The sequence below is a fragment of the Kitasatospora sp. NPDC048540 genome, assembly GCF_040651175.1.
Lineage (GTDB): Bacteria > Actinomycetota > Actinomycetes > Streptomycetales > Streptomycetaceae > Kitasatospora.
The window spans coordinates 12,931-37,921 of record NZ_JBEZIR010000083.1; the positions used below are offsets into that span (position 1 = coordinate 12,931).

25 protein-coding genes and 1 tRNA gene are annotated in these 24,991 nt (G+C 73.6%); 9 read left to right on the plus strand and 17 right to left on the minus strand.

The features are described 5' to 3' along the window. Positions 1-140 precede the first annotated feature (140 nt). Together AB0D08_RS27310 and AB0D08_RS27315 are read left to right on the plus strand one after the other, a co-directional pair. Positions 141-734: a hypothetical protein gene (locus AB0D08_RS27310; protein WP_051814082.1), complete on the plus strand. Its 594-nt coding sequence runs from the start codon at positions 141-143 to the stop codon at positions 732-734. Positions 735-998: 264 nt separating this feature from the next. Continuing rightward, the gene (locus AB0D08_RS27315) at positions 999-2,267 is read left to right on the plus strand and encodes a hypothetical protein (RefSeq protein WP_082527109.1); all 1,269 of its coding nucleotides are present in this window, start codon (positions 999-1,001) and stop codon (positions 2,265-2,267) included. 49 nt (positions 2,268-2,316) lie between these two features. Here AB0D08_RS27315 and AB0D08_RS27320 read toward each other — a convergent pair whose 3' ends face one another. The 3 genes from AB0D08_RS27320 to AB0D08_RS27330 all read right to left on the minus strand — a co-directional run bounded on the left by AB0D08_RS27320 (position 2,317) and on the right by AB0D08_RS27330 (position 5,176). Further along, on the minus strand, positions 2,317-3,027 hold the full coding sequence (locus tag AB0D08_RS27320; protein WP_199520506.1) for a uracil-DNA glycosylase: 711 nt from the start codon (positions 3,025-3,027) through the stop codon (positions 2,317-2,319). A gap of 107 nt (positions 3,028-3,134) precedes the next feature. Further along, complete coding sequence (locus AB0D08_RS27325; RefSeq protein ID WP_359892447.1) at positions 3,135-4,301, minus strand: low temperature requirement protein A; 1,167 nt, start codon at positions 4,299-4,301, stop codon at positions 3,135-3,137. 95 nt (positions 4,302-4,396) lie between these two features. Next, positions 4,397-5,176 carry an HAD-IIA family hydrolase gene (locus AB0D08_RS27330; RefSeq protein ID WP_033824822.1) on the minus strand — a complete coding sequence of 260 codons (780 nt, stop codon included), beginning with the start codon at positions 5,174-5,176 and terminating at the stop codon, positions 4,397-4,399. A gap of 364 nt (positions 5,177-5,540) precedes the next feature. On the opposite strand from AB0D08_RS27330, the gene AB0D08_RS27335 reads away from it, so the two are divergent. From AB0D08_RS27335 to AB0D08_RS27350, 4 genes are all read left to right on the plus strand, one after another. After that, a complete protein-coding gene (locus AB0D08_RS27335; RefSeq protein ID WP_359892450.1) occupies positions 5,541-6,557 on the plus strand; it encodes a lytic polysaccharide monooxygenase in 1,017 nt (338 codons plus the stop codon). 36 nt (positions 6,558-6,593) lie between these two features. After that, positions 6,594-7,664 carry a Gfo/Idh/MocA family oxidoreductase gene (locus tag AB0D08_RS27340; protein ID WP_033824820.1) on the plus strand — a complete coding sequence of 357 codons (1,071 nt, stop codon included), beginning with the start codon at positions 6,594-6,596 and terminating at the stop codon, positions 7,662-7,664. Positions 7,665-7,835: 171 nt separating this feature from the next. Continuing rightward, positions 7,836-8,138 (plus strand): DUF6412 domain-containing protein, encoded by a 303-nt coding sequence (locus AB0D08_RS27345; RefSeq protein ID WP_359892471.1) that lies wholly within the window; start codon positions 7,836-7,838, stop codon positions 8,136-8,138. A gap of 80 nt (positions 8,139-8,218) precedes the next feature. Continuing rightward, positions 8,219-8,908 carry a YidC/Oxa1 family membrane protein insertase gene (locus AB0D08_RS27350; RefSeq protein WP_033824818.1) on the plus strand — a complete coding sequence of 230 codons (690 nt, stop codon included), beginning with the start codon at positions 8,219-8,221 and terminating at the stop codon, positions 8,906-8,908. Between the two features lie 48 nt (positions 8,909-8,956). Here the strand turns inward: AB0D08_RS27350 and AB0D08_RS27355 are convergent, their stop codons facing one another. From AB0D08_RS27355 to AB0D08_RS27395, 9 genes are all read right to left on the minus strand, one after another. Beyond that, positions 8,957-9,991 carry an adenosine deaminase gene (locus AB0D08_RS27355; RefSeq protein WP_082527108.1) on the minus strand — a complete coding sequence of 345 codons (1,035 nt, stop codon included), beginning with the start codon at positions 9,989-9,991 and terminating at the stop codon, positions 8,957-8,959. 69 nt (positions 9,992-10,060) lie between these two features. After that, positions 10,061-11,356 carry a DUF445 domain-containing protein gene (locus AB0D08_RS27360; RefSeq protein ID WP_359892473.1) on the minus strand — a complete coding sequence of 432 codons (1,296 nt, stop codon included), beginning with the start codon at positions 11,354-11,356 and terminating at the stop codon, positions 10,061-10,063. Between the two features lie 54 nt (positions 11,357-11,410). Further along, complete coding sequence (locus tag AB0D08_RS27365; protein ID WP_359892453.1) at positions 11,411-12,712, minus strand: nucleotide sugar dehydrogenase; 1,302 nt, start codon at positions 12,710-12,712, stop codon at positions 11,411-11,413. A gap of 2 nt (positions 12,713-12,714) precedes the next feature. Continuing rightward, complete coding sequence (locus AB0D08_RS27370; protein WP_359892456.1) at positions 12,715-13,902, minus strand: glycosyltransferase; 1,188 nt, start codon at positions 13,900-13,902, stop codon at positions 12,715-12,717. 110 nt (positions 13,903-14,012) lie between these two features. Next, entirely contained in the window at positions 14,013-14,972 is a 960-nt protein-coding gene (locus AB0D08_RS27375; protein ID WP_033822992.1) for an ATP-binding cassette domain-containing protein, read from the minus strand. A gap of 23 nt (positions 14,973-14,995) precedes the next feature. Further along, positions 14,996-15,823, minus strand: a complete 828-nt coding sequence (locus AB0D08_RS27380) for an ABC-2 family transporter protein (RefSeq protein WP_033822993.1) — start codon at positions 15,821-15,823, stop codon at positions 14,996-14,998. Further along, positions 15,816-16,658, minus strand: coding sequence for an ABC-2 family transporter protein (locus tag AB0D08_RS27385; RefSeq protein WP_233289213.1), 843 nt, complete (start codon positions 16,656-16,658; stop codon positions 15,816-15,818). Before AB0D08_RS27385 ends, AB0D08_RS27380 begins: the two co-directional genes overlap by 8 nt. A gap of 262 nt (positions 16,659-16,920) precedes the next feature. Further along, positions 16,921-17,223, minus strand: a complete 303-nt coding sequence (locus tag AB0D08_RS27390) for a co-chaperone GroES (protein ID WP_233289215.1) — start codon at positions 17,221-17,223, stop codon at positions 16,921-16,923. 217 nt (positions 17,224-17,440) lie between these two features. Then, positions 17,441-17,791 (minus strand): DUF3618 domain-containing protein, encoded by a 351-nt coding sequence (locus AB0D08_RS27395; RefSeq protein ID WP_233289214.1) that lies wholly within the window; start codon positions 17,789-17,791, stop codon positions 17,441-17,443. Positions 17,792-17,952: 161 nt separating this feature from the next. Here AB0D08_RS27395 and bcp point away from each other — a divergent pair, with 161 nt between their 5' ends. After that, a complete protein-coding gene (gene bcp / locus AB0D08_RS27400; RefSeq protein ID WP_359892461.1) occupies positions 17,953-18,429 on the plus strand; it encodes a thioredoxin-dependent thiol peroxidase in 477 nt (158 codons plus the stop codon). 197 nt (positions 18,430-18,626) lie between these two features. Further along, positions 18,627-19,337 (plus strand): hypothetical protein, encoded by a 711-nt coding sequence (locus tag AB0D08_RS27405; protein ID WP_359892463.1) that lies wholly within the window; start codon positions 18,627-18,629, stop codon positions 19,335-19,337. A 25-nt stretch (positions 19,338-19,362) separates the two neighbouring features. Here AB0D08_RS27405 and AB0D08_RS27410 read toward each other — a convergent pair whose 3' ends face one another. From AB0D08_RS27410 to AB0D08_RS27420, 3 genes are all read right to left on the minus strand, one after another. After that, positions 19,363-19,965 (minus strand): DUF4291 domain-containing protein, encoded by a 603-nt coding sequence (locus tag AB0D08_RS27410; protein ID WP_359892466.1) that lies wholly within the window; start codon positions 19,963-19,965, stop codon positions 19,363-19,365. 148 nt (positions 19,966-20,113) lie between these two features. Beyond that, positions 20,114-22,483: a glycosyl hydrolase family 18 protein gene (locus AB0D08_RS27415; RefSeq protein ID WP_359892476.1), complete on the minus strand. Its 2,370-nt coding sequence runs from the start codon at positions 22,481-22,483 to the stop codon at positions 20,114-20,116. Positions 22,484-23,017: 534 nt separating this feature from the next. After that, the gene (locus tag AB0D08_RS27420) at positions 23,018-23,209 is read right to left on the minus strand and encodes a hypothetical protein (RefSeq protein ID WP_359892468.1); all 192 of its coding nucleotides are present in this window, start codon (positions 23,207-23,209) and stop codon (positions 23,018-23,020) included. Between the two features lie 392 nt (positions 23,210-23,601). Between AB0D08_RS27420 and AB0D08_RS27425 the strand changes: the two genes are divergently transcribed. Then, positions 23,602-23,676: transfer RNA gene (locus AB0D08_RS27425), tRNA-Leu, on the plus strand. 69 nt (positions 23,677-23,745) lie between these two features. On the opposite strand, the gene rdgB is transcribed toward AB0D08_RS27425, so the two are convergent. Together rdgB and AB0D08_RS27435 are read right to left on the minus strand one after the other, a co-directional pair. Further along, positions 23,746-24,354: an RdgB/HAM1 family non-canonical purine NTP pyrophosphatase gene (gene rdgB, locus AB0D08_RS27430; protein ID WP_033823834.1), complete on the minus strand. Its 609-nt coding sequence runs from the start codon at positions 24,352-24,354 to the stop codon at positions 23,746-23,748. Between the two features lie 28 nt (positions 24,355-24,382). Beyond that, entirely contained in the window at positions 24,383-24,778 is a 396-nt protein-coding gene (locus tag AB0D08_RS27435) for a hypothetical protein (RefSeq protein WP_051813869.1), read from the minus strand. Between the last annotated feature and the right edge of the window lie 213 nt (positions 24,779-24,991).

Below are 24,991 nucleotides of genomic sequence, written 5' to 3' on the forward strand. Positions count from 1 at the left end.
TGTCCCCGGCCCGGGCGGTGCGGTTGCAGCCGGGCGGTGTGAGTTGCGCCACCGGGGGTGCTTCATGGCATGAAAGGTCGACCCGATAGCGTTGCCCCCTGTAGCTGCTCTCCCCCGGGCGGTCTGGAGGGAGTACGACCTTGGACGCCGCCGCCTTCATCGGCTCTTCGTGGATCTGTGCGCTGGCACTGTTCGCCGTGCTGGGCGACGCCTTCCTGCCCTTCATCCCCAGTGGCAGCCTGGTCATCCTGGCCGTCCTGCGGACCTCCCACGTCGACGGGGCGCCGCTGCTGCTCGGGCTCGGGGTAGCCATCGCCTCCTTCCTCGGCGACCTGCTGCTGCTCAACCTGGCCCGGCGCGGCGCACCCGCCGTCCAGCGCCGGCTGGCGCACCGGCCGAAGCTGGCGGCGAGCGTGGAGCGGATGCAGCGCAGCTTCGCCGGGCGGTCGAGCCGGACCGCCGCGGCTATCGTGATCATCGCCCGGTTCGTACCGGCCGGCCGGACCGTACTGGACCTCGCGGTGGGCCACTCCCCCGAGCGGGGCGGCTTCCTGCGCTGGTCGGCGCTGGCGGCGCTGCTGTGGGCCGCGTACATCGTCAGCCTCGGCTGGCTGAACAGCCACTGGTTCGACACCGCCTGGCTGAGCCTGGCCGTGTCCTGCGCGGCGGCCACCGCCATCTCCACCGCCATCGCGCGCTGGGCACGGCGGCGGCGGCACGCGGTCGCGGTCTGAGCCCGGCCCGTCCGCCCGTCCTTGGTCAGTCAGTTCGTTCGTCCCAGGATCGCAACAGCCGCGACCGGGCCGCATCCGGCCCGTCGCGGGCCGCGTATGAGTTTTCGACGGGAACCTGGAACCGGTAAGCCCAGGGGCTCGTGACATCCTTTGGATGGAATTACTGATCAAATGTCCAATTTTGCTATCACTTGACCTCCGGGAACCTGTGGGTTCGCCGGAGGTTCGCTGAGCAGCGGGACTCATCGCGGCAGGGGAGACCACATGGGCGGCATCTCGCGCAGGACAGTGCTGAGCGCCACGGCGGCGACTGCGGCGCTCGGGGCGGTCTCCGCCTGTTCGGGCACCGGCGGCTCCGGCGGCGGTGGGTCGACCCCGGGATCCGACAGCAAGGGCTCGTCCGTCCCCGGCACCGCCACCGCGAACCAGTCCCCGAAGGGCACCCCGATCGGCGACGGCTCCACCTCCGACACCGGCGCCCAGCCCAACCAGCCCAAGCCCGAGAAGCTGAAGCCCGGTGAGACGCCCCCGCAGTTCGTGGTCTTCTCCTGGGACGGCGCCGGCGCCACCGACGACGGCCAGTTCGCCCGTTTCCTCAAGGTGGCGGCGGACCACAAGGCCGCGATGACCTTCTTCCTGTCCGGCATCTACACCCTGCCGAAGGAGAAGTCGGGCCTCTACCAGCCGCCCAAGCACCCGGTCGGCGCGTCCGACATCCCGTTCCTGTCGGCCGGCGCCGTGAAGAACACGGTCAAGCTGATCAGCGAGGCCTGGCGGGCCGGCCACGAGATAGGCACCCACTTCAACGGCCACTTCTGCGCCAGCCGCCCGGACGGCAACGGCGTCGGCAAGTGGACGCCGGAGGACTGGGAGAGCGAGATCCAGCAGGCCGTGGCCTTCGTCACGCAGTGGCGGACCAACACCGGCTTCACCGACGTCGACCCGCTGCCCTTCGACTATCACAAGGAACTCATCGGCGGCCGCACCCCCTGTCTGGAGGGCCAGAAGACGCTGCTGCCGACCGCCGCGAAGCTCGGCTGGAAGTACGACGCCAGCTCGCCCGGCGGCCTGCAGATCTGGCCGCAGAAGGTGCAGGACGGCAAGATCTGGGACTTCCCGCTGCAGGGGGTGCCCTTCCCCGGGCACGCCTTCCAGGTGCTCTCGATGGACTACAACATCCTCGCCAACCAGTCCGGCGGCTCCACCAAGGGCGACCCCGCCAAGTACGACCAGTGGCGCACCCAGGCCCGCGACGCCTACCTGGCCGGGTTCGAGCGGGCCTACACCACCAACCGGGCGCCGCTGTTCATCGGCAACCACTTCGAGCAGTGGAACGGCGGCATCTACATGGACGCCGTCGAGGAGACCATCAAGACCATCGCCGGCAAGCCGGACGTGCGGCTGGTGTCGTTCCGGCAGCTGGTGGAGTGGCTGGAGGTGCAGGACCAGTCCACCGTGCGCAAGCTGCGCACCCTCGGGGTGGGCCAGGCACCCGCCGGCGGCTGGGCGTCCTTCCTCGGCACCGCGGGCTGACCCCCCGGGGCCGGAGCGGAGTGCGGGCCCCCGCACTCCGCTCCACCCGCTACTTGCCGAGGTCCGGGATCCGCCAGTCGATCGGGGTGCCGCCGAACTGCTCCAGCGCCCGGTCGATCTGCGAGAACGGGCGGCTGCCGAAGAACAGCTTGGCCGACAGCGGCGAGGGGTGCGCCCCCTGCACCACCACGTGCCGCTCGGTGTCGATCAGCGGCAGCTTCTTCTTGGCGTAGTTGCCCCAGAGCACGAAGACCACCGGCTCCTCACGGGCGCTGACCGCCTTGATCACCGCGTCGGTGAACTTCTCCCAGCCCTTGGCCTTGTGCGAGTTGGCCTCGTGCGCACGCACCGTGAGCACCGCGTTGAGCAGCAGCACGCCCTGCTCGGCCCACGGCATCAGGTAGCCGTTGTCCGGCGCCGGGACACCGAGGTCGGCGTCCAGCTCCTTGAACATGTTGCGCAGCGAGGGCGGGGTCTTCACCCCGGGCAGCACCGAGAAGCTCATGCCGTGCGCCTGGCCGTTGTCGTGGTACGGGTCCTGGCCGAGGATCAGCACCCGGACCTTGTCGTACGGGGTGGCCTCCAGCGCGGAGAACTCCTGGCCGGCCGGCGGGAACACCTCGTGCTCGGCCCGCTGCGCGGCCACGAACGCGGCCAGCTCGGCGAAGTACGGCTTGCCCAGCTCCTCGGCCAGCACCCCGTGCCAGGACTCCGGCACCTCGAGACCCGCACCCACGGCCACCTCGGCAACATCGGTCACGACATCAACCTCCCACCACCACCGGCGGCGGACCGGCACGGCCCGCCCCGGACGTACGACTCACTCCGGTCACCTTCGACACCGAACGCTACACAGCACCACCGACACTACGAAGTCGGCTGCTGCGCCCGCCGCACCCGCAGGTGCTCCCAGCCGTTCAGCCCCACCAGCACACCGGCCAGCACGGTCAGCGCCGCCAGCGCCGGCAGCCGGACCACCAGCGGCATCAGCAGCAGCACCAGCGCGGCAGCCGCCAGCCGGGTCGGCGAGACCACCCCGAACATCATCTTGCGGGTGTAGCCGAAACTCAGCAGGTACAGCGCACAGCCCCCGTACAGCAGCGCCAGCGGCCCGGCGCCCAGGGCGCGGCCCGGTTCGGCGACCGTCTCGCCGAAGCCGACGGCGACCGCGATCACCCCGGCGATCAGGGCGAGGTGCCCGTAGGAGAACACCCAGCGGATCAGGTCCCGCCGCCTGGGCGAGGTCTCCAGGGCGAACCGCATGGCGTCCGAGGCGTAGCCGAAGTAGAGCCACCACAGGCCGCAGGAGATGACGAACGCCACCGCCACCGAGACCAGTTGGGCCGGATGCAGGGGCGAGCCGGCGACCGGGCCGCCTATCCCGACGATCGACTCGCCGAGCGCCACCAGCAGGAACAGCCCGAACCGCTCCGGCAGGTGGGCCGGGTGGTAGTGCACCTTGGCCAGCCGGCGCCGGAACGCCAGCGGAGCGGCGAGGTCGCACAGCCCGGCCAGCGCCCACAGCGACGGCCGCAGCGGCCCGTCCAGCAGCCCGCCCGCCACCAGCAGCGGCCCGCTGACCAGCACCCCGACCCCGTACGGGCCCCGCCAGGCGCCGCGGATCCCGGACACCAGCGCGAACAGCACCAGCCGCGAGAGCCAGTACCCGGCGCCGAACAGCAGCCCGCGGCCGCCGTACGCGCCGGGCACCGCCAGCGCCATGAACAGGCCGCCCAGGCCCACCGCGAAGATGCCGAGCCGGGCCCGCGGGCGGTCCACGTCCTGGATGTTGGCCTGCACGGTGGTGCCGACCCAGCACCAGTACAGCGGGACGAACACCACCAGGGCCTGCCCGGCCCCGGCCCAGCCGTGGTGGTGGTGCAGCAGCCCCGACACCTGGGTGATCGCGAAGACGAGGACCAGGTCGAAGTAGAGCTCCGCCCAGGTGACCCGCTTCTCCCCGCCGCCGTCCCGCTCCCGCTCCTGCTCCTGCGCCCCGGCCGGCTGCCCGGCCGCCACCGTCTGCTCGCTCACGAAGAATCCCCCCTCGTACGGAACAGCCCCGCCGCCCGGGCTCTCCCGGGAACGGCGGGGCTGCGCACTCCGGCCGGCCGGCCGGACCTGCTCGGTCAGATCTGGTCGATCAGGTCGGCGATCGACTTGACCACCCTGGTCGGGCGGTACGGGAACCGCTCCACGTCGGTCTCGGCGGTCAGGCCGGTGAGCACCAGGATGGTCTCCATACCGGCCTCCATGCCGGCCACGATGTCGGTGTCCATCCGGTCGCCGATCATCACGGCGCTCTCCGAGTGCGCACCGGCGGTGTTCAGCGCCTCGCGCATCATCAGCGGGTTGGGCTTGCCGACGAAGTACGGGTCCACCCCGGTCGCCTTGGTGATCAGTGCGGCGACCGAACCGGTGGCCGGCAGCACGCCCTCGGTGGACGGACCGGTCTCGTCCGGGTTGGTGCAGATGAACCGGGCGCCCGCGTTGATCAGGCGGATCGCCTTGGTGAGCGCCTCGAAGCTGTAGGTGCGGGTCTCACCGAGCACCACGTAGTCGGGGTTGTTGTCGGTCAGGACGTAGCCGGCCTGGTAGAGCGCGGTGGTCAGGCCGGCCTCGCCGATCACGTACGCGGTGCCGCCCGGGCGCTGGCCCTTGAGGAACTTCGCGGTGGCCAGCGCCGAGGTCCAGATGCACTCCTCCGGCACCTCCAGGCCCATCCCGGCCAGCCGGGCGCTGAGGTCGCGCGGCGTGTAGATGGAGTTGTTGGTCAGCACCAGGAACGGCTTGCCCGACTCCCGCAGGCGGCGCAGGAACTCCTGCGCGCCGGGGATCGGGGTGCCCTCGTGGATGAGGACCCCGTCCATGTCGGTCAGCCAGGACTCGATGGGCTTGCGGTCTGCCACGTGCGTGTCTCCAGAGTTCGTGCGGTGGTGGTACGGAAACTGCACCCGCCGGCCCCGAGCGCGGTGGCCGGCCGGGGTCACTGCCGGCTGCCCCAACGGCACCAGCCTAATCCGCACACCAGCCCGACGGCAGTCCCGCCCGCCCACCGGACCGGGCGGGGGCCGCAGCGCCGTCCCTCAAGGGTGTCTTAAGCCGCCCCTAACGGCTCTGAGCAGCCGTCATTTCCCCCTGCCCGCCGGGCTAGCTTCGTTCCCGGGCACCCCACGGCCCGTCCGGACCACTCCCTGCACCCACCTCTCGTCCCCCTCCCCCGGGCCGCTCCCGCACCCGCCCGGCGAGGGGCCACCCGAAGGAGCACCGCCCATGTCAGTCCGCCTGCCGGTCCGCCGGCTCACGGTCACCGTCGCGGTCCTCGCCGGCCTCACCCTGGCCGGCACCCTCGGCTGCGGCACCGCCGAGGCGCACGGCTCGATGCAGAACCCGCCGAGCCGCGTCGAGGGCTGCTACCTGGAGGGCCCCGAACACCCGAAGTCGGCCGCCTGCCGGGCCGCGGTCGCGGCCGGCGGCACCCAGGCGCTGTACGACTGGAACGCGGTGCGGATCGGCGACGCGGCCGGCCGGCACCGCGAGCTGATCCCGGACGGCAAACTGTGCAGCGCGAACGCCCCGGAGTTCGCCGGGCTCGACCTGCCGCGCGCGGACTGGCCCGCCACCAACCTCACCTCCGGCGCCGACTTCACCTTCCGCTACCACGTCACCGCCCAGCACAAGGGCACCTTCCGGCTGTACCTCACCAACGCCGGCTACGACCCGGCGAAGCCGCTGCGCTGGGCCGATCTGGAGCAGATCCCGTTCCTGACCGTCACCGACCCGACGGTCTCGGACGGCTCGTACGTGCTGCCCGGCAAGGTGCCGGCCGGCCGGAAGGGCCGTCAGCTGATCTACGCGATCTGGCAGCGCTCGGACAGCCCCGAGGCCTTCTACTCCTGCTCGGACGTGGTCTTCGACGGCAGCGGCGCCCCGGCGGGCTCGGCCGGTACCCCGAGCCCGGGCAGCGGTGCGGCGCACTCCCACGAGGCGACGGAGCCGGGCACCCCCACGGCCGCGCCGCCCGCGCCGCCTGCGCCCTCCGGCGCCGCCGCCTCCACCGAGGCCGCCCGGCCGGTGACCGCCGCCGTGACCGGTACGCCGTCCGCCGCCCCCGACGCGACCGGCACCGGTACCGCCGCCGCGCGGCCCGCCGCCGACGGCCTCGCCCAGACCGGCACCGACCGCTCCACCGGCCTGGCCGCCGCGGTCGGCGGCGCCTTCCTGCTGGCCGGGGCCACGGTCGTGACGGTCAACCGGCGGCGACGCCGGCCGGGCTCGCACGCCCGCTGACCGGGCGTCACCGCCGGCGCGTGATTGAGTAGGGGCATGACCAGCTCGCCCCGTTCCCCGTTCCGCGTCGGCCTGATCGGCTACGGCCTGGCCGGCGCCGCCTTCCACGCACCGCTGATCGCCACCACCCCCGGACTGCGGCTGGACGCGGTGGTCACCGCCAACCCCGACCGCCGCGCCCAGCTGCACCGGGAGCACCCCGGCGCCCGGGCGGTGGACACCCCCGAGCAGCTGTTCGCCGCGGCCGGTGAGCTGGACCTGGTGGTCATCGCCTCCCCCAACCGCACCCACGTGCCGCTGGCCCGGGCCGCGCTCGCCGCGGGCCTCGCCACCGTGGTGGACAAGCCGCTCGCCGCCACCGCCGCCGAGGCCCGCGAGCTGTGCGAGCTCGCCCGGCGGGGCGGCACCCTGCTGTCGGTGTTCCAGAACCGCCGCTGGGACGGCGACTTCCTGACCGTCCGGCGACTGGTCGAGGAGGGCGCGCTCGGCCGGGTGCACCGCTTCGAGTCCCGGTTCGAGCGCTTCCGCCCGAAGCCGAAGGCCGGCTGGCGCGAGCTGGCCGACCCGGCCGAGGTCGGCGGTACCCTGTACGACCTGGGCAGCCACCTGGTCGACCAGGCGCTCACCCTGTTCGGCCCGGCCGAGACGGTGTACGCCGAGATCGACACCCGCCGCGACGGCGCGGTGGTCGACGACGACGCCTTCGTCGCCATCACCCACGCGAGCGGCGTCCGCTCGCACCTGTGGACCAGCGCCATCGCCCCGCTCGGCGGCCCCCGGCTGCGGGTGCTCGGCGACGCGGCCGGGTACGTGAAGTCCGGCATGGACCCGCAGGAGGGCGACCTGCGGGCCGGCCGCCGCCCCGGTGACGGCGGGGCCTGGGGCGCCGACGACCCGGCCTCGTACGGCACCCTCGGCACCGACGAGCACGCCGCCGCCGTCCCCACCGACCACGGTGACTACCCCGCCTACTACGCGGGGATCGCCGCCTCGCTCGCCACCGGCACCCCGCCCCCGGTCGACCCCTTCGACGCGGTGGCGACGCTCACCGTGCTGGAGGCGGCCCGGGCCTCCGCGATCACCGGCTCGGTCGCGCCGATCGGCTGAGCCGCACCGCGGTGGCGGACGGCAGCGGTGGACGGCAGCGCCGGATGAGCTCTGCACCACATGTCCGGAGGATCCCTGCCGTCCCCCGCCACCGCGGGCGTACCATCGCCGCAGAAGCCGTCCGCGCGCACACCCGGTGCGCGCCCGTACCCGAGGAGGCCTGTGGTGTCCGTGGTCGCCCTGCTCCTCGGCGTGTTCCGGCTGCTGACCGGCGGCCTGCCCGGCGGTGAGCTGCCGACCGGCCCGACCGGGCTGACGGTGGCCGCGGCCACCGCCGCCGTGGTGCTGCTCTCCGGAGCCGTGGCCGGCACCCTGGCGGCCGCCCGGCTGCTCGGTGCCAGGGCCCCCGCGGCCGTCCGCAGCGGTGTGCTGCGCCGGCGGGCCTACCGCACGGCCTTCCTCCCCCAGCGTGATCCGGACGCCCGCGGCCGCCGCCGCCCCAGGGCCCCCGGTGCGGCCCCGGCGGCCGCGTAACCCTCGCCCCTCTTCCGGCCCGCGCGGCCGCCCTCCGCCGACCTCTCGTACCCCTTGAGACCCCGGAGGGCTCGCTCCCCATGTCCCTTTTCGCCGTACTCGACCCTGCCGTCCGCGTGGCCCACGACATCGTCTCGGCCCTCGCGCAGGTGGTCCCCACCGCTGCCGCCATCGTGCTGTTCACCGTCGCCGTCCGGCTGGCGCTGCACCCGCTCGCCCGGGCCGCCGCCCGCGGCGAGAAGGTCCGGATGCGGCTCGCCCCGCAGGTGGCCGAGCTCAACCGCAAGCACAAGGGCAAGCCGGAGAAGCTCCAGGCCGCGATGGCCGAGCTGTACCGGACGGAGAAGTCCTCGCCGCTCGCGGGCTGCCTGCCGATGCTCGTGCAGATCCCGTTCTTCTCGGTGATGTACCGGCTGTTCACCAACGGCAACGACCTGCTGGACCACACCCTGTTCGGGGTCCCGCTCGGCCTGCACGTCGGCGCCGCGCACGGCCCGGCGCAGCTGGTGGTCTTCGGCGCGCTGTACGCGGCGCTCGCCGCGGTCGGCTACGCGTCCTTCCGGCGCGCGCGCCGGCTCTCGGCCGGCACGACGGCGCCCGGGGCGGCCTTCGCGCCGTACCTGTCCTTCCTCACCGTGCTGTTCGCGGCCCTGGTCCCGCTGGCCGCCGGGGTGTACCTGCTCACCACCACCGCGTGGACGGTGGCCGAGCGCGCCTGGCTGCACCGGGACGTCCCGGCGCCGGCCGTCGCCCTCGCCAAGGCGGCCTGAACCCGCGGCGGCCCCGGGGAGCGGCTGCTCCCCGGGGCCGCGGGCGGCTCAGCGCCAGGAGGCGAGGTGGGCGTCGATCTCCCCGGCCAGCCGGGCCTTGCCGGCCTGGTCGAGGAAGGACGCCTCGACGGCGTTCTTCGCCAGCGCGGCGACTCCGGCCTCGTCCAGGCCGAGCAGCCCGGCCGCGACCGCGTACTCGGTGTTGAGGTCGGTGCCGAACATCGGCGGGTCGTCGCTGTTGACGGTGACCAGCAGCCCGGCGTCGGCCATCTGCCGGATCGGGTGGTCCTCCATCCGCTCCACCGCGCGGGTGGCGATGTTGGAGGTCGGGCAGACCTCCAGGGCGATCCGGTGCTCGCCGAGGTGGTCGACCAGCGCCGGGTCCAGGACCGCCTGGGTGCCGTGGCCGATCCGCTCGGCACCCAGCACCCGGATCGCGTCCCACACCGTCTGCGGGCCGGTGGTCTCACCGGCGTGCGGGACGCTGCGCAGCCCGGCCGCCCTGGCCCGGTCGAAGTACGGCTTGAACTGCGGGCGCGGCACCCCGATCTCCGGGCCGCCGAGGCCGAACGAGACCAGGCCCTCCGGCGCCAGGTCGACGGCGAGCCGGGCGGTCTCCTCGGCCGCGGCCAGGCCGGCCTCACCGGGGATGTCGAAGCACCAGCGCAGCACCACCCCGAGGTCCTTCTCGGCGGACTTGCGGGCGTCCTCGATGGCCTCCATGAAGGCGACGTCCGGGATGCCCCGGCTGACCGAGGAGTACGGCGTGACGGTGAGCTCGGCGTACCGGATCTGCTGGCGTGCCATGTCCTCGGCGACGCCGTAGGTCAGCGACCGGACGTCCTCGGCGTCCCGGATCAGATCGACCACGCTCAGGTACACCTCGATGAAGTGCGCGAAGTCGGTGAAGGTGAAGTACTCGGCGAGCGCCTCGGGGTCGGCCGGCACCCTGGTGTTGCCCTCGTGCCGGGCCGCGAGCTCGGCCACCACCCGCGGCGAGGCGGAGCCGACGTGGTGGACGTGCAGCTCGGCCTTGGGCATGTTGGCGATGAACGCCTCGATACCGCTCTTTTCCTCAGCCACCCTGGCGCTCCTTCATCACGTACCGGTCGGATTCGATCTCATCGTACGGACCCCGGCGGCCCGGCCCGGTCAGCCGCCCAGGGCCACCGCGACGGTGTGGATCAGCAGCCCGGCCAGCGCGCCCACCACCGTGCCGTTGATCCGGATGAACTGCAGGTCGCGGCCGACGTTGGCCTCGATCTTGCGCGAGGCCTCGTCGGCGTCCCAGCCCGCCACCGTGTCGGAGATCAGCGAGGTGATCTCCTCGCGGTAGGTCGCCACCACGTACTCGGCGGCGTCCTGGAGCCAGCCGTCCGCCTTGGCCTGCAGCCGGGCGTCGGTGGCCAGCCGCTGCCCGAGCCGGCGCAGACTGTCGCGGATGCGTCGGCGCAGCTCGCTGTCCTCGTCCTCGGCGGCGGTCATCACCAGGGTGCGCACCGCCGTCCAGGTGGTGGCGATCAGGTCCTGCACCTCGGGGCGGGCCAGCAGCTCGGTCTTGGCGCGCTCCACCCGGGCAATGGTGTCCGGGTCGTGCTGGAGTTCGGTCGCGAAGTCCGCCAGGAAATTGTCGACGGCGCCGCGGGCGGCGTGCCCGGGGTCGTCGCGGATGTCGGTGACGAAGCGCAGCAGCTCCTTGTACACCCGCTCGCCGACCTGGTGGTCGACGAACCTCGGCGTCCAGCCCGGGGTCTTCGCGGTGACCCGCTGCACCACGTCCTCGTGGTGGTCGACCAGCCAGTCGTGCACCCGTACGGTGACCAGGTCGACCACCCCGTGGTGGCCCCCGTCGGCGACCACCCGGCCCAGCAGCCGGCCGGCCGGCTCGGCGACCGAGGTGGCCGCGGCCCGCCGGCCGACCGCCTCGGCGACCACCGCCTGGACGTCCTCGTCGCGCAGCACCGCGAGCAGGCCGCGCAGCGCGGCGGCGGCCTCCCGGGTGACCCGTTCCGCGCTGCCGGGGGCGGCCAGCCACTCGCCGAGCCGCCGGGCGATCCCGATCGACCCCAGCCGGGCCCGGACCACCGGGGCGGACAGGAAGTTGTCGCCGACGAAGTCGCCGAGCGAGCGGCCGAAGGCGTCCTTCTTGGTCGGGATGATCGCGGTGTGCGGGATCGGCAGCCCGAACGGCCGGCGGAACAGCGCGGTCACCGCGAACCAGTCCGCCAGCGCACCGACCATCCCCGCCTCGGCGGCGGCCGCGACGTAGCCCGCCCAGGCCCCGGCGCCCGCCGCGTCGGCCCAGGTGGCCAGCGCGAACACCAGGGTGGCGAAGGCCAGCAGCCCGGTGGCGAACGCCTTCATCCGCCGCACACCGCGGCTCTTGAGCTCGTCCGCGGCGGTGAAGCGGACACCCGGGCCGGGCCGGGGCGGTTCCTCCCGGCTCACTCTCTGATCAAGGGTCACCCCGACAGTCTGCCCCGCCCGGGGCCGCCCCGGGTCTCAGACCCCGCCACCGCCCAGCACGATCCGCCGCACGCCCTCCCAGCGGGCCGGGTCGGTGATCCGCCGGCCGTCCAGCAGCACCCGCACCCCGGGGTGGTCCACCGCGCCGAGCTCCCGGTACTGCGGGTGGTCGGTCTGCACCACCAGCGCGCTGACCGGCTTGCCCTCGTCGGCCGGCAGCCCGAGCGCGGTGAGCTCCTCGACGCCGTACAGCGGGTCCGAGACGTACGGCTGGGCGCCGGCCGCCCGCAACGCCTCGACCAGGGCGAAGACCCCGGAGTAGGCGGTCTCCCTGACCCCGCCGCGGGAGGCGGCGCCGAGCACCCCGACCGCGACCCCGCCCAGCGGGCCGAGCGCCCCCTCCAGCAGCCCGACCGCGTACCCGGGCACCGCCTCGTTGGCCTCCCGGGCGGCCCGGACCACGCTGGCGTGCGGGTCGTTCCACAGGTACAGCCGCGGGTGGACCGGTACGCAGTCGCCGCCGACCGCGATCCCCGGGCGGTGCAGATGGCTGTGCGGCTGCGAGTTGCAGGCCTCGATGACCTGGCCGAGGTCGACCCCGACCCGGTCGGCGTACCGGGCGAACTGGTTGACCAGCGCGATGTTGACGTCCCGGTAGGTGGTCTCGGCGAGCTTGGCAAACTCGGCCGCCTCGGCCGAGTCCAGCGCCCAGACGCCGTTGGCCCGCTCCAGGTCGGGGCGCGGGTCGAAGTCCAGCACGGACCGGTAGAACTCGGCGCCCTGCTCGGTGGAGGCCTCGTCGATCCCGCCGACCAGCTTGGGACTGCGCCGCAGGTCCGCCAGGACCCGGCCGGCCCGGACCCGCCCCGGGCTGAACACCAGCGCGAAGTCCCGGCCCGCCACCAGCCCGGAACCGGCCTCCAGCCGCCGGGCGAACCGGCCCCGGACCGTCCCGATCGGCAGCGTCGACTCGTAGCTGACCAGGGTGGTGCGGCGCAGGCCGCCGGCCACCGCGTCGGTGGCGGCGTCCAGCTGCCCGAAGTCCGGCTCGCCCTGCGCGTCGGTGAGCAGCGGCACCGTGATCACGACCGCCTCGGCGCCGGCCGCGGCCGCCGCCGTGTCGGTGGTGGCGCGCAGCCGGCCGTCCGCCACCACCTGCGCGAGCAGGTCGGCCGCCTCCGGCTCGGGCTCCGGGCCGGCCGGCGGGCGGCCGGCCGCCACCGCGGCCACCACCTCCGGCGCCGGGTCCGCCCCGGTGACCAGGTGCCCCTTCGACGCGAACTGCACCGCCAGCGGCAGCCCGATCGCGCCCAGGCCCACCACGCAGATGTCCCTCATGTTCAGCTCCCTGCCGCCTTCGCCGGCCGGGCGTCCCGCCAGGCCCGGCGCCACCTGCGTGCCTCACGCCTGACCTGGCGCGGCACCAGTCGGCGCCACCCCGGGGGCCGCACGGCCGGGCCCCCCGGAAGTTCGAAGAGCGCGTCGGGCAGGCCGAGCGCGGGGTCGCGGAACGCCGGGTAGCCCGCGTAGCTGCGCCCGCCGCGGCGGACCTCGGGCGGCGGGCCGTGCACCGCCTCGTGGGCGATCAGGCCGCGCAGCGCGGCGAGTTCGCCGCGCCGGGCGAGCGCGAGCCGCAGCCGGTCGGCGACCGGCAGCCGGACGAACAGGGCGGGCGAGCAGTACCGGTCGACCAGGCGGCCGGTCTCCGCCAGCACCGCCAGCTGCTCCGGGCCGTCCAGGGCCAGGAACGGCGGCTGGAGCAGCTGCGGCAGCTCCCAGCCGAAGTAGCGGCCGTGGATCGCGTCCCGTTCGGGGCCGGGCCCGGTGAGCCGTTCGACCACCTCCTGCACGGCCCGGACGCCGCGCAGCACCTCGCCCGGCTCCGCCCGGGGGACGGTCCGGTGCGCCGGGAGGAGGTAGCCGTAGTCGGTCGTCACGGAGATCCGGCGGGCGTGCAGCAGCGCGGCGACGGCGAACACCTGCTCGGCGTGGACCGGCAGGTCGGGGCGGCGGCGCAGCCCGTGTCCGGTGATCAGCTCGCGGCGGACCAGCATGGTCTCGGACAGCGCCCAGGGCAGCGCGGGGTCGGTGCGGGAGACCCGGTCGGCCGGGGCGGCGAAGATCCCGTGCCGGCGGGCCCGGCCGTCCGGGCCGACCGGCAGCGGCAGCACCACGTCGGAGCCCAGCCGGTCGGCGGTGGCGACCAGCCGCTCCAGCGCCTCGGCGCCGAGCCGGTCGCCGGCGGGCAGCCGCAGCACGTACCGGCCGGCGGCCAGCGCGGTGCCGTGGTCGGCCGCCCCCGCCGGGCCGCCGGCGCCCGGGGGCGGCGGCGCGACCCGGAGCAGGCCCGGGTGGAGCGACGCGAGGCGGGCGAGCTCCGCGCCGCCGCCGGCCGGGCCGTGGGCGACCGCCACCACCTCCAGGCGCCCGGCCCCGAGGGTCTGCCCGGCCAGCGAGGCCAGGGAGTCCGCCAGCCGGGGCGGGGCGTCGCGGACGGCGATCACGACGCTGACATCGGGTACGGTCATCGGTTCCTCACGCGCTGGCAGAGTCACCAGGTGACAACTGCCGCGCCCGGGGCCCGGTTACTGCGCTTCCCCCCAACGGATCAGCGCCGGGCGGCCGGGCCGCGCGGCGGTCACCCGATGACGGCCTCCGCGTACATCCGGGCGATCACGTCCTCGATGGCGGGCTCGCGCACCGACAGGTCGACCAGCGGGTAGCGGGCCGCCACCGAGGCGAGCAGCGGCGCCGCGCTGTCCTGCGCGGGGAAGGCCAGCCACTGGCGCGGTCCCTCGACCCGCACCACCCGGGCGCCGGGCACCTCGATGGCGGGCCGCGGCTCGGCCAGGTCGACCACCAGGGTGCGTTCGCTCTCGCCGGCCGCGTGCAGGCCGCCCAGGCCGCCGTCGTACACCACCCGGCCGTGGTCGATCACCATCACCCGGCCGCACAGCTGCTCGATGTCGGTGAGGTCGTGGGTGGTGAGCAGCACGGTGGTGCCGCGGTCGGTGTTGACCTCGCGGAGGAACTCCCGGACCTTGGCCTTGCTGACCACGTCGAGGCCGATGGTCGGCTCGTCGAGGTACAGCACCTGCGGGTCGTGCAGCAGGGCGGCGGCCAGGTCGCCGCGCATCCGCTGGCCGAGCGAGAGCTGCCGGACGGGGGTGTCCAACAGGGCGCCGAGGTCGAGGAGTTCGACGCAGCGGTCCAGGTTGGCCCGGTGGCGGGCGTCGGGGATCCGGTAGATCCGGCGGGCCAGCTCGTACGAGTCGCGCAGCGGCAGGTCCCACCAGAGGGTGGTGCGCTGGCCGAACACCACCCCGATCCGCTGGGCCAGCCGGGTGCGTTCGCGGGCCGGGTCCACCCCGGCCACCCGGAGCCGGCCCGAGCTGGGGACCAGGATGCCGGTGAGCATCTTGATGGTGGTGGACTTGCCCGCGCCGTTCGGGCCGATGTAGCCGACGCACTCGCCCGCGTCGACCGTGAAGCTCAGCCCGTCCACCGCGCGGACCTCGCGCTTGACCCGGCGCAGCCGGCCCGCCCTGGTGCGGACCGTGAAGCTCCGCCGGACGTCCTCGAGTTCGATCAGTGCCATGTCCAACTCCTCTGTGGTGAAGGTCAGCTGCCGGTGCCGCGGTAGGCCCGCAGGCCGGCCCGCCAGGCCGCCGCCGCGGCCAGCACGCACAGTGCGGCGGCGAGCGGCGAGGCGTACTGGAAGGCGGCGGGCAGGCCGAGCGGGTCGGGCTTGTCGAGGATCCGCAGCGCGGGCAGCCAGTTGACGAAGGCCAGCGGCAGTCCGAAGACGGTGCCGGCGACCAGCTCCCGGGCGAACACGGTGGGCGGGTACTGCAGCATGGTGGCGCCGCCGTAGGTGAAGGAGTTCTGCAGCTCCTTGGCCTCGTCCCACCAGAACTGCACGCTGGCGCCGCCGATGAAGACGCAGGCGAAGATGACCGTCCCGGCGCAGACCATCATGGGCATCAGCAGCAGCCGGTCCGGGGTCCAGTGGACGTCGAGGCGGCTCAGCGACCAGGCCAGCAGTGCCCCCGCCTGCAGCGGACGGCCGAGGCGGCGCAGCGAGAAGCGTTCCGCGCAGAGCTGGGCGAGCGCCGGTGCGGGCCGGATCAGCACGATGTCCAGGGTGCCGGCCCGGATCCGCTGGCCGAGTGCGTCGATGCTGCCGACCAGCAGGTTGGCCAGGCCCAGCGCGAGGCCCGAGGTGCCGTACAGGAAGGCGAGTTCGGGCAGGGTCCAGCCGCCGAGGGTGTCGGTGTGCCGGAACATCAGCAGCAGCACCACGAAGTCGAGCGAGTTGGTGGCGATGTTGGCGAGCAGCATCAGGGTGAAGGAGATGCGGTACGCCATGATCGAGCGGGTCCACATCGCGGCCACCAGCCACCACGAGCGGACCGACCAGGCGGCCCGCGCGGTCAGGGTCTCAGCCACCCTGGACCACCACCTTGCGGGTGGCCAGCAGCTGGACGCCGCGGCCTGCCGCGAGCAGGACGGCCGCCCAGGCCGCCTGGAAGGCGAGGCCGGTGAGCAGTGCGGTGCCGGTGCGGCGTTCCAGCAGGACGTCGGTGGGCACCGAGATCAGCGCGGCCCAGGGCAGTTCGGCCGCGATCCGGCCGAGTTGGCCGGGGAACAGGGCGAGCGGCAGCAGCATCCCGGAGAAGAACATCGAGACCACCAGCATCACCGCCCGGACGCCTTCCGAGTCGTGCAGCCAGAAGCCGGTCAGCGAGACCAGGAAGCGCAGCCCGAAGCTGACCACGACGGCGAGCAGCACCGAGACCAGGAAGGCCGCCCAGACCGCGGGGTCGGCCGGCAGCCGGGTGTCGAAGAGGACCATCCCGGCCAGCGTCGGTACGGCGCCCCGGGCCAGCAGGTGGAAGCCGGCCCGGCCGAGGTCGGTCGCCAGCCACCAGCCCTGGAAGTCCACCGGCCGGTACAGGTCGACGGCGATGTCGCCGGTCCGGAACCGGTCCTGGACGTCGTCCTGGAAGCCGCCGCCCCAGACCGCGACGGTGACCAGCAGCGCCTGGCTGATCCAGATGTAGGTGACGGCCTGCCGGGTGTCGTACCCGCCGAGGCCGGGCCGGGCGTGCCAGAGCGCCAGGAAGGTGTACGCCAGGATGCAGCCGAAGACGGTGTTGGTGAAGGCCCCCGCCAGGGTCGCGGCCCGGTAGGTGGCGTACCGGCGGAAGGCGCCGCGGGCGACCGCGAGGTACAGCCGGGCGGTGCCGCCGCGCACCGCTCCGAGCTGCGCTGTTAACGTCACAATATCTCCTTGTCGACTTATTCCGGCGGACCCGCCCGCCCGGGATGCCGTCACCGCCACCGCCGCACCGGCCGGCGTGCAGGAATGCGCGCATCCGCGAGGGCAGACGGAACGGCTCCGACCGTCGGACCCCGGGGGTGCCCGGGGCAGACGTGCGGAGCTGGTCCGTGGAGCTGTTCAGATGTGGAGATTCAACGTACCGTCACCGGACGCCCGCCGCAGCCGGATTACCGCGGCGGCGCCAGGCACGGGGACGGCGGCGCTACAGGTACAGACCGGTCGAGCCTTCGGTGTCACCGAAACGCCCCGCTGCCACCGCGTGCAGGTCACGCTCTCGCAGCAGCACGTACGTCGCGCCGCGCACCTCGACCTCCAGCTTGTCCTCCGGGTCGTACAGCACCCGGTCACCGGGCTCGACCGAGCGCACGCTCTGGCCGACGGCCACCGCCTCCGCCCAGGTGCACCTCTTGCTCAGCTCCGCGGTCGCGGGGATCAGGATGCCGCCGGTCGAGCGGCGCTCGCCCTCGCTGCCCTCGGTCTTCACCAGCACCCGGTCGTGCAGCATCCGGATCGGCAGCTTCTCCCCCAGCCGGTCATGGCGGGGCTCATCGTGCTGCACACTCAGCTCGTCGTTCTTGCTCACGCCCCCGACCGTACCCGCCCCGGCCGCCGGGGGCGTGTCCACCCCGGCCGCAGCCGGGCCACGGCACCGCGGCAACACGAGGGCCGGGCGGGTCGCGACCCTCCCGGCCCTGCCGGCCACGCCCCGCGCGGCCCCGCGGTCAGCCCTTGCGGCGCTTACGGGCCGACGCCGCCAGCAGCAGCACCCCGACGCCGACCAGCGCCACCGGGACGATCCGCTCCGGCCGCGGCTGCCCCTTCTCATCGGTGAACTGCGCCTTCACCTGCTCCAGCGCACCGCTCGCGGCGACGTACGCCCGTCCGGCCTTCTGCTCCACCGAGGCCAGCACCTTCGCCTTGGTCTGCGCGGCGATCGTGGTCGGGTGCACCCGCATCGCCAGCTCGTCCAGGGTCGACGCGAGCCGGTCACGGGTCCGGGAGATGTCCGCCTCGATCTGCGCCGTCGACCGGGCCGCCTTGTCCTTCGTGCTCGCCTCGCCCACTCGGGCCACCCCTCTTCTTCCTGCCGTTGTCCGGTACGACAGGGCCAGTCTGTCAGCTCCCCGCCCGGGCCGCGCAGCGCCACCCGCCAACACGCACGGCACCACCCACCAACAGGGGTAGGTTGGCGGTGGCACGACCACCCACTCCACGCACGAGGAGAGATCCACCCGTGAGCGAGCGCCTCCAGGCCGGCGACACCGCCCCCGCCTTCACCCTGTCCGACGCCGACGGCAACCAGGTGTCCCTCGCCGACCACCTCGGCCGCAAGGTGATCGTGTACTTCTACCCGGCCGCCCTCACCCCCGGCTGCACCACCCAGGCCTGCGACTTCACCGACAACCTGGAGGTCTTCGCCGGCGCCGGCTACGACGTCATCGGCGTCTCCCCGGACAAGCCCGAGAAGCTCGGCAAGTTCCGCGAGGCCGAGAACCTCAAGGTCACCCTGGTCGCCGACCCGGACCACACGGTCCTGGAGGCCTACGGCGCGTACGGCGAGAAGCAGAACTACGGCCGCACCTACGTCGGTGTGATCCGCTCCACGATCATCGTGGACGAGCAGGGCAAGGTCGAGCGCGCCCTGTACAACGTCAAGGCCACCGGCCACGTCGCCAAGCTGCTCCGCGACCTCAAGATCAACGCGGGCTGAGCCCGGCACGCCCGACGGCCCACCACTTCGGCGGCTCCCCGGTCCCTCCGGGCGGGCCGCCGAACTGTGTCACCGTCAGGTCCCGGTGGCGTCCGGGAACAGGAATCGCCCGACCGCCGCACCCCGGCCCCCGCTAGCGTGCCGCGCAACGGGTCCAGCAGCCCGCCCCAGCCACGCCGCACCCCCGGGAGACCGCCGTGCCGACCCTGCCGACCCTGCCCACCCCGCCGACCCCCGGATCCCGTACCGCCCGCGCGATGCTCGCCGCCGGGGCGCTGGCGACCGCCCTCGCGCTCACCGCCTGCGATCCCGAAGGCAGCGGCACCGCTGCCGGGCCGGCCACCCCGACCGCGACCGCGGCCACGGCCACGGCCACTGCCACTGCCACTGCCACTGCCGGGACGTCCGCCACCGCCGCCGCGCCGGGCCGCTCGCCCGCCACGGCGGCCGGCCGCACCCTGGCCCACGCCGCCCGGGCCGGCGGCCTCGCCGCGCTGACCGGGGACGGCGCGCTCTCCGACGTGCCGATCGACCCCGGTGAGATGCGCGACGGCATGCACCTGGTGGCCGACACCTACCGGACCGGCGCCGGCGGCCGCCCGGTCCTCCTCCTCGGCGTCGACGCCGTCCCCGAGGACCCGGGCAAGCGCCGCGAGCACCTGTGGCGCGGCCTGATCGACTACGCCCTGCAGAACGGATCCACCGGCGATCCGACCACCGCCCGGCCCTACCCGCCCGGCCCGCTCGGCGGCTCGGTCGAGTGCCTCTCCCTGCCCGAGGCCCCCACCACCGACGTCATCTGCGGCTGGACCGACGCCTCCACCGCCGCCGTCGCCCTCTTCCCGCGCACCACCCCCGCCGAGGCCGCCCGGCTGTTCACGGCCATGCGCGCCGATCTGGAGCACTGAGCCCGGAGCACCGGCCCGCTCAGCCTCAGCGCGTGGCGCCGATCCGCCCCGCGAGGGAAGCGGGCAGCGGGTACGGCGGCTCCGCGGGGATCAGCGCGTCGGCCGCCCCGGGCCGCCCGTCCCGCACCAGGGCGTGCGCCTCGTGGGCCAGGGCCGTGACGTCCTCGACCCCGAGGATCCAGTCGTCGACGTAGCGGTGCACCGCGGGCCCGCTCAGACCGATCTGGACCGCCCGGTGCGCCAGCGGGCCGAGCCGGGTGGAACGCTCCGGGTCCCACTGCACCCGGACCGGGCTCGCCTTCAGCTCGGCCTTCCACGCGGCGGCCGAGGCGTACCGGTCCCGGTCGTAGTGGCTCAGGCAGGCGTTGGCGAGCGCCCATGCGAAGCCCTCGCGGCTGATCCGCACCGCCAGCACCCGCTCCTGGCCGGCCTTGGTGCCCCACCCCGAGCGGTACATCATCCAGAGGAAGGACGGCTTGATCCAGGTCATCCGCTCCCGCTTGAACGGCGCCACGAACGTCCCCGCGGCCAGCGCCGGTTCGGCGATCGAGGCCGGATACGCCTGGTACACCACCAGGCTGTTGTCGTCGTACGCGGCGCGGACCTCGCGCAGCGGCGGCTCGGACATCGCGGGGCTCCAGGGGTCGGGGACGGTGCCAGCGTCCCAGCCCGGCCGGTCGCGAGCGAGCGGATTTCCACCCGCCGTACGGGCACATGGAGCGGTGGCGGCCGACCCCCCGACCGGGTCGACCGCCACCGCCGTCTCTCACCTCGGGTCAGCAGACTCCGAGGTCGCTCCACACACCCCACTGACCGGTGGTCGAGGGGTCCTCATTGGTGGTCCACCACTTGTTGCTGTACTGGTGGCCCTTCCAGGACACCTTGGTACCGGTGGTGGCGTAGACCGTCGCGGCGTTCCAGCTCGGCGCGGTGCAGGTGCCACCGGTCGGGCTCGCGGACTGCGAGGGGCTGGCCGAGGCCGACGGGCTCGCGGACTGCGAGGGGCTCGCCGACGCGCTCGGGCTCGCCGACTGCGACGGGCTCGCGGACTGCGACGGGCTCGGCGAGGCCGTGCCGCCGCCGGAGCCGCGGGTCAGGTCGCCCGCCAGGCCGTACAGCGTGCCGCCGACGTTGACCGTCCAGTTGGCCGGGGTCGAGACCGGCAGGTAGTAGACGAAGTCCAGGTCGACCGAGGCGCCCGGCGCCAGTGACTGCCAGCCGGGCAGCTTGACCGAGACCCGGTTGTACGTCCCCTTCAGACCGCCCACGTTGTTGGCCGCGGTGTGGTCCTGCCGGATCACCGTCAGACCGAAGCCGGACTGGTCCTTGGCGTTGCCCGGCGCCGAGTTGGCGTAGTCGAACTGGAACTCGGTGCCGCCCGGCAGGGTCTGGGCCGAGTTGTTGACGATGTGGATCTTCGGGTTGATCGGGTAGTTCGAGTCGCCCAGCGCGAAGCTGGTGAACGACACGTCGATCGGCAGGGTCTGCGTCGGCAGCGCGACCGTCGAGCGCACCGCGCCGTACGGCGAGGCCGCCTTGAACTTGTCGTACATCAGCGAGGTCAGGGTCGACCCCGGCACGTACTCGCCCTTGCCACCGTTGGCGGTCGCATCCCAGCGGTAGTCGCCCGCCAGCTCCCAGATCATGGTGCCGCCGGCGCCCTGGTCGACCACGTAGTCGGCCTTGGCGGCCACCGACTCCTCGTCCTCCGTCGACAGGAAGACCTTCTTGGTGTCGTTCCACAGCCACGGCGCGACCAGCGAGGAGCTGTAGTTGCGGCTGTAGGAGCCCTGCAGCGCGGTGTCGGTCAGCCCGTACTTCGACAGGTAGTCCGGGACGACGCCCTTCTCCAGGTTCTTCGCGTGCCACATCGGGTTGGAGCCCGCCGGGGACTCCTTGCCGTTGGTGTCCAGGTCGTGCCAGAGGTTGTCGATCCCGACCGCGCCGTCACCACAGGTGGTCAGCCCCGCCCCGGCCGGGCAGGCGTTGGTCGAGGACGTGCCCCACAGGCCGTTGGTGCCACCGGTGACGTTCTTGAACCCGCGGGTGTAGTACGGCAGGCCGACGTTGATCCGGCCGGCCGGCATCGCACCGCGGAAGTAGTGGTACGCCCAGTCGGTGTTCAGGTAGCCGATCCCGCCGTACTGCGAGGTGCCGTACACGTTGGCGGCCGCCAGCTCGGCGTCCTTGCCGTCGTCGTACAGCGAGGCGTTCGGGCCGACGTACTTGTTCCAGGCGCCGTGCAGGTCGTACGACATGATGTTGACGTAGTCCAGGTACTGGGTGACCTGGAAGGTCTCCATCCCGCGCAGCAGGTAGCCCGAGGACGGCGCGGCCACCGACAGCAGGTAGTGCTTGCCGTCCGCGGCACCGGCCCGGTCCAGCTTCTCGCGCAGCGTCTTCATCAGCGCCGCGTAGCCCTTGACCAGCGAGGCCCGCTTGGCGTTGGAGATCGAGGCGTCGAGCGGGTTGCCCGCGTCCTTCATCGAGGTCGGGTACTCGTAGTCGATGTCCACGCCGTTGAAGCCGTACTTCTTGATGAAGTCGACCGCCGAGTCGGCGAAGGTGTTGATCCCGGCCTGGTTGACGCTGCCGTCCGCGGTGGTGGTCATCGAGTAGAAGCCACCGGAGTCCACCCGGTTGCCGTCGTCCCCGAAGTAGCCGCCGGTCTCGGCCCAACCGCCCACCGAGATCAGGGTCTTCACGTTCGGGTACTGCTTCTTGAACTTGGTCAGCAGGTTGAAGTGGCCCTTGTACGGCAGCGACGGGTCCATCTCGGCGCCCGGCACGCCCGGGAAGGTCATCCCGGTGGCGGCGTTGGTCGGCGAATCCGTGCCGACCGACAGCTTGTTGGCGCTGTCGATGTGGCCGAAGGCGTAGTTGAGGTGCGTGACCTTGTCCCACGGGATGTTGTTCACCAGGTAGGCGGGGGTGCCGTCCTGCCCGGTGCGCCAGCCCGTGAAGTAGCCGATGATGCGGCGCTGGTGGTCCGCGCCCATCTTCTCCCGGCCCGCGGTGTCGTACACGCTGCAGTAGGGCACGTCCACGCCCGGCGTGGAGTACATCCCGTCCGGACGGCACGACTGGTTGTCGACCGCTGCCTGCGAGGGCGTCGCACCCAGGGTCGCCATCAGCAGCCCGGCCAGCGAGGCGGCCGCCGTGGCGGCGAACGCCGTTCGCCCGCCGGAGGTCTTCGGACGGCCGGCAGCGGTGGGACGCTGCGCCGTCGCGTTTCGGATCAACACTCGGTCCTCCAGGAGAGAGTGTCGGACGCGCTGTGGGGACGCGCCTGTGGGGGAGGTTTGCGCTCCGCGGGATCACGGCCCGTCAACTGCCGGGCCGTGCACCGCGGAGTGCGCCGAAGCTATGTGGTCTGAACCACATGGGTCAATAGGTCTGTACCAATCGGTAGTGAACCGACACCCCCGCGCCCCCCGCTGCCCCCACCACCCCCGCCCGCTCCGCACACCCCGCACCCGCCCGCCCCAACACTCGTTCGTATCTGCACGGGACGACACCCCACCGACCCACAGGGGAGGCCCCACCATGCCCGTCCGCTACACCCGCGAACTGCTCACCGCACTGGCGGCCGAGTCGGCCAGCGTGAACGACATGATGCGCCGGCTCGGCGTCCCGATGTCCGGCGGCACCCGCAGCTATCTGAGCCGGCGTCTGAAGCACTACGGGATCGACACCGCGCACTTCCCGCCCGCCCGCCTGTGCAGCGCGCCCCCGGTGCCGGGGCCCGCGCTGCGCGAGGCGGTCGTCGCACAGCGCAGCGTGATCGGCGTGGTGCGCGCGCTGGGGCTGCCCGAGACCAATGCGGCGCGGCGGCCGGTCCGGCGCAGCATCGCGTTCCACGGGGTCGACACCGGCCACTTCACCGGGCAGGCGCACACCCGGGGCCGGCCGACCGGGCCCCGCCGCGGACCCGAGGACCTCCTCGTCCGGCTGCCGCCGGGCAGCCCGCGAATCCCCGGCGGACGTCTTCGCGCGATGCTCGCCCGGCTCGGGCGTCCGGCCAACTGCGAGCTCTGCGGCACCCCGCCGCAGTGGCTCGGCCGCCCGATGACGCTGGAGGTCGACCACGTCAACGGCGACTGGCTCGACAACCGGGCCGAGAACCTCCGACTGCTCTGCCCCAACTGCCACTCCGTCACCCCGACGTACTGCGGCCGCAAGCGCGTCGGCGGCGACGGCCGGGCGGACTCGCCCATACCCGTTACCCCCGCGCGGAGCACAGCGGGTACGCTGGCGAGGGTATGCGCCCGTACCCCAGCTGGCGAGAGGGATGCGGTTTAGGTCCGCAGTGTCGTGGGTTCGAATCCCACCGGGCGTACCGGCAAGAGAGCCCCTTGGCCTTCGAAACGAAGGTTCAGGGGCTCTCGCCGTTCCGGTCGACGGTCTGTCAGCCGATCAGCTCGCGGACCACCGGGGCGAGGGCGCGGAAGGCCTGGCCGCGGTGGCTGATGGCGTTCTTCTCGGCCGCGGTGAGCTCGGCGCAGGTGCGGGTGTCGCCGTCGGGCTGGAGGATCGGGTCGTAGCCGAAGCCGCCGTCGCCTGCGGGGGCGGTCCGCAGGGTGCCCCGCAGCCGCCCCTCGACGACCCGCTCGGTGCCGTCCGGCAGGGCGAGGGCGGCGGCGCAGGCGAAGTGGGCGGCGCGGTGCGGGTCGGAGATGTCGCCGAGCTGGGCGAGCAGCAGGTCGAGGTTGGCGCGGTCGTCGCCGTGCTTGCCGGCCCAGCGGGCGGAGAAGATGCCGGGGGCGCCGCCGAGCACGTCGACGCACAGGCCGGAGTCGTCGGCGACCGCGGGCAGGCCGGTGGCCTCGGCCAGGGCGTGTGCCTTGAGCAGGGCGTTCTCGGCGAAGGTGACCCCGGTCTCGGGGACGTCGGGGATCTCGGGGTAGGCGTCGGCACCGACCAGTTCGACGTCCAGCCCGGCGGCACCGAGGATGTCGCGCAGCTCCGCGACCTTGTGGCGGTTGCGGGTGGCGAGGACGAGGCGTCGGGTAGTCATGGCGTCCACCCTAGGGGGTGGTCCGGGCTCAGCCGGTGCAGGCCTTGCTGAGGTTGCCGGCGGCGGCGCCGAGCGGCTGCAGGTCGGGGGCCTGCTTGCGGTCCATCGCCTGCTGGACGTTCTGGACCTGGGTCTGCAGGTCGGTGAGGGCCTTGCTGACGTCGGTGTCGCTGGAGTTGCGGCCGAGCTTGTCGATGTCGGTCTTGAGCTGCTGCATGGCCTGGCCGGCCGCCGTGGGGTCGTTGTCGGCGTTGTTGAACGCGCTGGAGACGTTGGCGATGTCGTTGGTGATGGTGACCGCGGTGTTGCCGCAGTCGATCGCCTTCTGGGCGGCGGAGCAGCTGACCGCGCTGAGCGGCAGGATCAGGACGAGGGCCGCCACGGCCAACGCGGCGGGGCGGTTGATGCTGGCCGGCTGCGGCATCGCGTTCCTTCGGTGGGAGTTCGGCGGCTGCGGGGTCTCTGGGGGCACCGTACGGGCTGTCCCGCGGTGTGTACAGCATCGGTGAGGACGCCGGGCGGCGCGGCGGCGGTTGCGCCGGCGCGCGGCTTCGTCAGGACGCGACCGGCCGGCCGTCCGCATCCGCCGGCAGTCGCGCTTCGACGACGACGTGGCCGAACTCTCCCGGCTGGTGTC

Coding starts and splice junctions, on each gene's coding strand:
- AB0D08_RS27315 (WP_082527109.1), top strand. CDS start 999: ATGGGCGGCATCTCGCGCAGGACAGTGCTGAGCGCCACGGCGGCGACT.
- AB0D08_RS27335 (WP_359892450.1), top strand. CDS start 5,541: ATGTCAGTCCGCCTGCCGGTCCGCCGGCTCACGGTCACCGTCGCGGTC.
- AB0D08_RS27340 (WP_033824820.1), top strand. CDS start 6,594: ATGACCAGCTCGCCCCGTTCCCCGTTCCGCGTCGGCCTGATCGGCTAC.
- AB0D08_RS27350 (WP_033824818.1), top strand. CDS start 8,219: ATGTCCCTTTTCGCCGTACTCGACCCTGCCGTCCGCGTGGCCCACGAC.
- AB0D08_RS27365 (WP_359892453.1), bottom strand. CDS start 12,712: ATGAGGGACATCTGCGTGGTGGGCCTGGGCGCGATCGGGCTGCCGCTG.
- AB0D08_RS27370 (WP_359892456.1), bottom strand. CDS start 13,902: ATGACCGTACCCGATGTCAGCGTCGTGATCGCCGTCCGCGACGCCCCG.
- AB0D08_RS27375 (WP_033822992.1), bottom strand. CDS start 14,972: ATGGCACTGATCGAACTCGAGGACGTCCGGCGGAGCTTCACGGTCCGC.
- AB0D08_RS27390 (WP_233289215.1), bottom strand. CDS start 17,223: ATGCTGCACGACCGGGTGCTGGTGAAGACCGAGGGCAGCGAGGGCGAG.
- AB0D08_RS27410 (WP_359892466.1), bottom strand. CDS start 19,965: ATGTCCGAGCCGCCGCTGCGCGAGGTCCGCGCCGCGTACGACGACAAC.
- rdgB (WP_033823834.1), bottom strand. CDS start 24,354: ATGACTACCCGACGCCTCGTCCTCGCCACCCGCAACCGCCACAAGGTC.
- AB0D08_RS27435 (WP_051813869.1), bottom strand. CDS start 24,778: ATGCCGCAGCCGGCCAGCATCAACCGCCCCGCCGCGTTGGCCGTGGCG.